This window comes from Methylobacterium aquaticum (assembly GCF_001043915.1).
In the GTDB taxonomy this organism is placed as follows: domain Bacteria; phylum Pseudomonadota; class Alphaproteobacteria; order Rhizobiales; family Beijerinckiaceae; genus Methylobacterium; species Methylobacterium aquaticum.
In genome coordinates, this window is the sequence record NZ_LABX01000145.1 from 22,229 (window position 1) to 30,457 (window position 8,229).

An 8,229-nucleotide genomic window follows, 5' to 3' on the forward strand; every position below is an offset into this window, starting at 1 on the left:
TGAGGGACGCCGACGCCATGGCCGTGACTTCGATGCCGGTCTCCCGCTCCACGATGACGGGCCTGAGCTTCGCCGATATGCCCGGGACCCAGCGCGCCGCCGCCCTCCTGCTGCTGCTCGGCGAGGAGGACGGCGCCCCGATCTGGCGGATGCTGGAGGAGGACGAGATCAAGAAGGTCTCGCACGCCATGGTCCAGCTCGGCTCGCTCGAGGCGGAGGCGGTGGAGCAGCTGATCATCGACTTCGTGTCGCGGCTCTCGGCCAGCGGCGGCATCACCTCGAGCTTCGAGCGCACCGAGGCGCTGCTCCTGAAGATCTTCCCGCCCGAGCAGGTCTCCGTCATCATGGCGGAGGTGAAGGGCGCCTCGACCCGCCGGGTCTGGGCCAGCCTGACCCAGATCGACCCCGAGATCCTGGCCTCCTTCCTGCGCAACGAATACCCGCAGACGGTCGCGGTGATCCTGTCGCGGGTGCGCTCCGACTACGCCGCCAAGGTCCTGACCATCCTGCCCGAGGACTTCGCCATCGACGTCCTGAACCGGATGCTCAGGATGGAGACGGTGCAGAAGGAGGCCTTGCGCCATATCGAGGAGATTCTGCGGGTCGAGTTCGTCTCGACCATCGCCCAGACCACCCGGCGCGACGCCCACGAACTGCTCGCCGACGTGTTCAACGCCTTCGACCGTCAGACCGAGATCCGGTTCCTCACCGCCCTCGACCAGTCGAACCGCGGCTCGGCGAAGAAGATCCGGCAGCTGATGTTCACCTTCGACGACCTGATGAAGCTCGATGCCGGCAGCGTCCAGACCCTGATGCGCAGCGTCGACCGCGACGTGCTGGCCCGGGCGCTCAAGGGCGCGTCGGACCCGGTCCGGGCGTTCTTCTTCGCCAACATGTCGAGCCGCTCGGTCAAGAACATGCAGAACGACATGGAATCGCTCGGGCCGATCCGCCTCAAGGAGGTCGACGAGGCCCAATCGAAGATGACCGACCTCGCCAAGGAGCTGGCCGAGAAGGGCGAGATCATGATCGCCAAGAACAGCGCCGAGGAAGAGCTGGTCTATTGATGCATCCCCGCGAGACGATCGAGCCGGCCCCGAGGGACCAAGCCTGATGGCGCAGATCCGGCGCTTCCTGTTCGATACCGATTTCCGCAATCCCGCGGCCGGCAAGCCGCCGCAGGCGACCGGCCCGTCGCCGCAGGAGGATGCCGCCGCCACCCAGGAGGCGCGGCTCCGGGCCGAGGCCGCCGCGCGGGAGGCCGCCCGGGAAGCGGCGGAGGCGGAGGCTTTTGCGCGCGGCCTGAAGGAGGGCCGCGCCCAGGCCGAGGCGCAGGTGCAGGCGCGCCTGGCCGATGCCCTCAACCGGGTCGCCGCGGCGGCCTCCGGCATGATCGCCGCGGCGGATGCCCGCGACGCCGAGCGCGAGGCCCAGGCCCTCGACTTCGCCGTGGCGCTCGGGCGCAAGATCGCCGGGGCCGCCCTCGACAGCCACCCGGTGGCGGCGATCGCGGAGGCGGCGGGCCGCGCGCTCCAGCATCTGCGCGGCGTGCCGCATCTGGCGATCCGGGTCCACGACGCCCTCGTCGAGGAGACCGAGCGGCAGGTTGCCCGGCTCGCCCGCGAGCGCGGCTACGAGGGCCGCCTGATCGTTCTCGGCGATCCCGGCATGGCGCCGGGCGACGCCCGCATCGAATGGGCCGATGGCGGCGTGGTGCGCGAGCGCGCGGCGATCGAGGCCGCCCTGCTCGCCGTCCTGCCGACCGCCTGACGCCCTGGTCTCATACCAACGGTCGACAGAACGACCTTTGGTCCTGTTTTCGAAACCTCGCCAAGCCTCTGGCTTGGTATCGAAAATTCGAATTGGGTCACCGGCCTGATGCGTCAGCATCTGAGGTCGTTGGTCTCCCGTCATCGTCTCCCACGAGGTATCCCGATGTCCTCCGACAACGATCTTGGCCTGCCGCAGCTCAGCGAAGCGGACCTCGCCTTCGACGCGGCGGCGACCGGCGCGATGCGCGACGCCCCGGCGGCGGCGAAGTCGGCCGCCGACCTCGAACAGGTCTTCGACGTGCCGGTGATGGTCTCGGCGGTGCTCGGCTCGTCGCGGATGCCGATCGGCGATCTCCTGCGACTCGGCCCCGGCACGGTGCTGGAACTCGACCGCAAGGTCGGCGAGGCGATCGACATCTTCGTGAACAACCGTCTCGTCGCCCGCGGCGAGGTGGTGCTGGTGGAGGAGCGCCTCGGCGTGACGATGACCGAGATCGTCAAGGCCGAGGGCTGAACGCCGCCATCCCGCCGACCCGCCCAACGGAGTGCCCGCCATGCGGCTCTTGATCATCGGACGCCTCAACGGCGAACTCGTCACCGCCTCGCGGATCGCCATGAATCGCGGCGCCGCCGTGACCCAGGCCGACGGGATCGAGCAGGGGCTGAACGCGCTCAGGGCCAAGGGCGCCGACCTCGTGATGGTCGACGTATCGCTGCCGATCCGGGTTCTGGTGACGGCGCTCGCCGACGAGCGCATCCGCACCCCGGTGGTGGCCTGCGGCACCGGCACCGACGCGAAGGCGGCGGTGGCGGCGATCCAGGCGGGGGCCAAGGAATACATCCCGCTGCCGCCCGATCCCGAGCTGATCGCCGCGGTGCTGGAGGCGGTGACGGCGGATGCCCGCTCGTTCGTGTGGCGCGACCCCGCGATGGAGCGGGTGGTCAAGCTCGCCGAGCAGGTGGCGCGCTCCGACGCCTCGGTGCTGATCACCGGCGAGAGCGGCACCGGCAAGGAGGTGCTGGCGCGCCACGTCCATGCCCGCTCCAACCGGGCGCAGAAGCCCTTCGTCAGCGTGAACTGCGCGGCGATCCCCGACGCGCTGCTCGAATCCGAGCTGTTCGGCCACGAGAAGGGCGCCTTCACGGGGGCGGTGGCCCGGCGCATCGGGCGGTTCGAGGAGGCGAATGGCGGCACGCTCCTCCTCGACGAGATCTCCGAGATGGATGTCCGCCTCCAGGCCAAGCTGCTGCGGGCGTTGCAGGAGCGGGTGATCGACCGGGTCGGCGGTACGCAGCCGGTGAAGGTCGACATCCGGGTGCTCGCCACCTCAAACCGCAACCTCGCCGAGGAGGCGCGCAAGGGCACGTTCCGCGAGGACCTGCTCTACCGCCTCAACGTGGTGAACCTGCGCCTGCCGCCCCTGCGCGACCGCCCGTCGGACATCCTCGAACTCGCCGGCCACTTCGCCCGCAAATACGCCGAGGCCAACGGCATCCCGGCCCGGCCGCTCTCGGCCGAGGCGCGCCGCCTCGTCGTCCAGAATCCCTGGCCGGGCAACGTGCGCGAATTGGAAAACACCCTGCACCGGGCAGTGCTGCTGGCGAGCGGCCCGGAGATCGACGCCGACGCGATCCGCTCGCCGGAGGGCGACGCGCTCGCGGTCGCCAGCCCGGCCGCGCGCGCGGTCCAGGCGGCCGAGGCGGTGACCCGCGGCTTCGTCGGCCGCTCGCTCGCCGAGGTCGAGCGCGACCTGATCCTCGACACCCTCGACCACTGCCTCGGCAACCGCACCCACGCTGCCAAGATCTTGGGCATCTCGATCCGCACCCTGCGCAACAAGCTCAACGAATACACCGATGCCGGCATCCCGGTGGCCGAGCCCGGGCATACGCGGGCCTTGGCGGCCTATGGCTGAGGCACCGTGGTCGCGGATCGGGGCATCACGTCACAATCCGCCTTCGACCATTGGCGATTCGGCGATGTCGGATTGCGACGACGGAGCGTCGATTCGATAATAGGTGCGCTGCCGGCACCTACTCAACCACTGCGCCGGGGGACGTTCTCTTGCCTGTCGTCCCCTGACCCGATCACGCGATCCTCCGCTCATCTGTCGGGCCGGTGTGACGAAAAAGCGTTCATTTTAATTGAACCTTAGCGGAATTGCCCCACTCTCGCCGCCAAGGTGGGCCTTGAGCGGGACGATGGGACCGATGCGGATGTGGGGCAAGGGCGGGCGTCTCGCACGCCTATCGATCAAGGCGCGCATCTTCGCGGGCTTTGGCGTGGTGCTGGCGACGACCGTCGGCGTCGCCGTCTCGGGCTATATGCTGGTGACGCAGGTGAGCGCGGATTTCGCCGATTACCAGCAGAACCGCGCCAAGGCCGAGCATGTCCGCTCCGTCGACATGGCGATGATGCAGACGCGTTTCGAGCTGAGCCGCTGGCTCCAGCGCTTCGACCCGGCGGTGCTCAAGACCGCCCGCGACCTCCTCGACAAGTCCGTCACGCTGATCGAGCGGGGGCCCGCCATCGGCCTGTCGAGCGATGAACTCGCGACCAGCGCCGTCATCGCCAAGGCCCTGCGCAGCTATGGCGACGAATACGCCATCATGGCCCGGATCAAGGGCGAGGAGATGGCGCTCCAGAACCAGGAGATCGACCAGGCCGGTGACCAGATCGCCGCTTCCCTGTCGCAGCGGCGCATCCGCGCCTTCGAGGCCGGCGATCTCGATCAGGCCCGCATGCTGAACGGCGCCGCCGAGGCGTTCCAGGCCGCTCGCGATCAGGCGGCGCAGCTGAAGGTGACCGGCGAGGCCAAGTACATCACGGCGGCGAGCCAGCTTGCCGCGGCGAGCCAGGGCAAGTTGCAGGGGAATGCCGATATCGTGGCCAAGCTCACCGCCTGGCGCGGGGCGCTCGATCGCGCCTCCGCCCTGTCGGTCGAGTGGGGACGGCACCTGAAGCTCTCCCGCGTCGCCCGCGACGAGTCGATGAAAGCGTCCGAATCCCTGCTGGCGGTCGTGGCCCGCGACGGGCTCGACGCGGAGCAGGACTTCGCCCGCGGCGTGCAGGAGGGAACGCGCTCCTTCCTCGCCAAGGCGGCCGGCATCGTGCTCCTCGGAATCGTGATCTCGCTGCTGCTCGCCCGCTCGATCACTGCGCCGCTGCAACGCCTGTCCGGCGCCATGGCGGCGCTCGGCGGCGGGGCGCGGACGATCGAGGTGCCGGATACCGCCCGGACCGACGAGATCGGCGCGATGGCCCGCACCGTGGCGCTCTTCCGCGACGGGCTGGTGGAATCCGAGCACCGCGACGCGATCCAGCGGCAGGACACCGACGCCAAGGTGGAGCGGGCGCGCCATCTCGAGGCCCTGACCCAGGGCTTCGAGGGCAACGTCTCGGCGCTGATCGCGAGCTTGACCGCAGCGGCCAGCGAGATGGAGGGGGCGGCGCGCAACCTGTCGACCTCGGCCGCCGAATCGTCGAGCCTCTCGGCGGGCGTCGCCGAGGCGGCGAGCCAGACCTCGGCCAATGTCGGAAGCGTCGCCAACGCCACGGACGAGCTGTCCGCCAGCATCGAGGAGATCGTGCGCCAGGTCGCCCATTCCTCGGTCATCGCCGGCCGGGCCGACGCGGAAGCGGCGCGCACCGAGGCGACGATCCGGGCCCTCGCCGCCGGCGCGCAGCAGATCGGCGACGTGGTCCAGCTCATCACCAGCATTGCCGGGCGGACCAACCTCTTGGCGCTCAACGCCACGATCGAGGCGGCCCGGGCCGGCGAGGCCGGCCGCGGCTTCGCGGTGGTGGCCGCCGAGGTGAAGGACCTCGCCACCCGCACGGCGCAGGCGACCGACGAGATCGCCGGCCAGATCGGCAGCATCCAGGCCCAGACCGTCCAGGCGGTCCGGGCGATCGAGGCGATCGGCGGCACGATCCGCGACATGAACGCCATCGCCACCGGCGTCGCCACCGCGATGGAGCGCCAGAGCGCCGCCACCGGCGAGATCGCCCGCAACGTCCAGCATGCCGCCCACAGCACGCAGGTGGTGTCCGGCCATATCGACGCGGTGCAGCAGGGCGCCGACCGCACCGGCGGCACCGCCGGCCAGGTCCTGCGCGCCGCCCAGGACCTGGCGCATCAGGCCGCCATTCTGGAGCGCGAGATCGGTGGCTTCGTGATGGAGATCAAGGCGGCGTGACGCGAGAGAAGCTTCGCGATCGCGCTGCAATCGCGAAGCTTCTCTCGCTCTCTGATTTGGCCGCATTGTCTACGACGAACCGGTATCCACTTCGTCGGACATTGCTCTCGCGCCGGCCTTGTTGTGCCGACATGTCAAGCTCGAGCGCGTTCCCCTCTCCCACTCCTTGCAGCGATCCCGGTCAAGCCCGGGATCGAGGGGAGAGGGGATCCGGCGCACGATTGACTCAGGTTATGCCATCGGCCCAAGATGCTGACGCACCGGGCCGATGAACCATCTCAAATTCTCGATACTAAGCCAAAGGCTTCACGAAAATTGGAGAATGGCACCAAAGGTCGTTTTCAACGACCGTTGGTATTATGCCACGCAAAGATCGTTCATGGCGGAGAGACGGGCGCCGCGGGTCGCCGACCCACCCTACGCCTGCAATCGCGGAATTGCATCGGCAAACCGGGCGATCGGCAGGAACAGGCTGAAGCGGCGCTCCTTGTCCTCGACGTGGATGATCGCCTCCTTCCACTCGGGCTCGCGGCAGGCGCGTCGCTTGAGCAAGCCGGCGATATGGGCCGAGCAGGTGATGATCTCATGCGGCTGCTCAAGCTCGACGCCGCGCGTGTCCCGGATGAGACGGCTGCCGACCTGGAAGTGGAAGTAGTAGCAGGACATGCCGCTCTCTCCTGGGGTGGCTGTCCTGACCGAATACGACCGGATGTCTCCGGCCGCCTTAACCCGAGTCAAGGGTTTCGGAATTCATCCTTTTGCCGACGCCTCAGATCGGCGGCCGAAGATGCTGACGCATCGGGCCGTCGACCGATCTCGAATTTTCGACGCCAAGCCGGAGGCTTGGCGACAATTCGAGAACGGAACCAGGGGTCGTTGTCGACGACCCTCGGCATCACAGATAGCCGCTGCCGGCTTCCGCCGCGAAGCGATCGGGTGGGCCCTCCCAGACGATGCGGGCCTGTTCCAGCACGTAGACTCGGTCGGCATGGGGCAGCGCGAAGGTGACGTTCTGCTCGCCCAGCAGCACCGTGATCGGCGTGGTCTGGCGCAGGCGCTCCAGCGCCTTCGAGAGCTGCTCCAGGATCACCGGGGCGAGGCCCAGCGTCGGCTCGTCGAGGATCAGCAGGCGCGGCTTCATCATCAGGGCGCGGGCAATGGTGAGCATCTGCTGCTCGCCGCCCGACAGGGTTCGGGCCATCTGGCCGCCGCGGCTCTTGAGGATCGGAAACAGCTCGAACAGCCAGTCGAGCTGGCGTGCGCTCTCCGCCTTCGGCAGGTGCTGGCCGCCAAGGTCGAGGTTTTCCCGGACGCTCATTTCGCCGAACAACTCGCGGGTCTCCGGCACCTGCACGATCCCGCCGCGGGCGATGCTCGCGGGCGTGCGCGTCGCGAGCGAGTCCCCCGCGAAGCGGATCGTGCCGGAATGCGGGACGAGGCCCGAGATGGCGTTGAACAGCGTCGTCTTGCCGGCGCCGTTGAGGCCGACCACCGAGACGAACTCGCCCTCATGCACGTGAAGGCTCACCTGGCGCAGGGCCTGCGCCTTGCCGTAGAGCACGTCGAGCCCCTCGATCGCGAGCAGCGGCGCGCCGGAAAAGGTCGCTTCGGGCCGGGCCGCCGTCTCGATGCTGCCGCCGAGATAGACCCGGCGCACGGTCTCGTTGCGCATCACCTCGGCGGCGGTGCCCTCGGCGACGCGCTCGCCGAGATACATCGCGAAAACCCGGTCGACGAGAGCCGACACGCTCTTCACGTTGTGGTCGACCAGGAGCACCGCCTTGCCCTCGTCGCGAAACCCGCGGATCAGGGCGGAGAAATCCGCCACCTCGCCGGAGGTGAGGCCGGCAAACGGCTCGTCGACCAGCACCACCTTGGGGTCGCGGGCGATCGCCTTGGCGAGTTCCATCCGGCGTAAGTCAGCGAAGGGGAGGGTGCCGGGGCGGCGGTCCATCACGGCGCCGAGACCCACCCGCTCGGCGATGGCTCGGGCGCGCTTCTCGACGCCTGGATCGGCGACGAGGCGGATCAGGCTGTCGGGCAGGAGCGCCAGCGTGATGTTCTCCAGCACCGTCTGCCGGTGCAGCGGCCGCGAATGCTGGAAGACGAGGCCGATGCCGGCCCGCGCCACCTTGTGCGAGGGCCAGCCGGCGATCTCGGTGCCATCGAGCGTGATGCTGCCGGCATTCGGCCGCTCCAGCCCCATGATGAGCTTCATCACCGTGGACTTGCCCGAGCCGTTCGGCCCGATCAGCCC

At 69.1% G+C, this 8,229-nt stretch carries 7 protein-coding genes; 5 read left to right on the forward strand and 2 right to left on the reverse strand.

The annotated features are described in order from the left end of the window. Positions 1 to 17: 17 nt before the first annotated feature. The 5 genes from fliG (at position 18) to VP06_RS33800 (ending at position 5,972) form a co-directional block, all read left to right on the forward strand. Positions 18 to 1,067: a flagellar motor switch protein FliG gene (gene fliG, locus VP06_RS18640; RefSeq protein ID WP_048465279.1), complete on the forward strand. Its 1,050-nt coding sequence runs from the start codon at positions 18 to 20 to the stop codon at positions 1,065 to 1,067. A gap of 46 nt (positions 1,068 to 1,113) precedes the next feature. Next, on the forward strand, positions 1,114 to 1,770 hold the full coding sequence (locus VP06_RS18645) for a FliH/SctL family protein (RefSeq protein ID WP_048465280.1): 657 nt from the start codon (positions 1,114 to 1,116) through the stop codon (positions 1,768 to 1,770). A gap of 165 nt (positions 1,771 to 1,935) precedes the next feature. Continuing rightward, on the forward strand, positions 1,936 to 2,286 hold the full coding sequence (gene fliN / locus VP06_RS18650) for a flagellar motor switch protein FliN (protein WP_048465281.1): 351 nt from the start codon (positions 1,936 to 1,938) through the stop codon (positions 2,284 to 2,286). A 40-nt stretch (positions 2,287 to 2,326) separates the two neighbouring features. Continuing rightward, positions 2,327 to 3,688 (forward strand): sigma-54-dependent transcriptional regulator FlbD, encoded by a 1,362-nt coding sequence (flbD, locus tag VP06_RS18655; protein ID WP_048465282.1) that lies wholly within the window; start codon positions 2,327 to 2,329, stop codon positions 3,686 to 3,688. 295 nt (positions 3,689 to 3,983) lie between these two features. Beyond that, positions 3,984 to 5,972, forward strand: a complete 1,989-nt coding sequence (locus tag VP06_RS33800) for a methyl-accepting chemotaxis protein (protein ID WP_053081909.1) — start codon at positions 3,984 to 3,986, stop codon at positions 5,970 to 5,972. Positions 5,973 to 6,389: 417 nt separating this feature from the next. Here the strand turns inward: VP06_RS33800 and VP06_RS18665 are convergent, their stop codons facing one another. Together VP06_RS18665 and VP06_RS18670 are read right to left on the reverse strand one after the other, a co-directional pair. After that, positions 6,390 to 6,638 (reverse strand): DUF6894 family protein, encoded by a 249-nt coding sequence (locus VP06_RS18665; protein WP_048465283.1) that lies wholly within the window; start codon positions 6,636 to 6,638, stop codon positions 6,390 to 6,392. Between the two features lie 229 nt (positions 6,639 to 6,867). Beyond that, a partial coding sequence (locus VP06_RS18670; RefSeq protein WP_048465284.1) for an ATP-binding cassette domain-containing protein occupies positions 6,868 to 8,229 on the reverse strand: 1,362 nt, incomplete at its 5' end.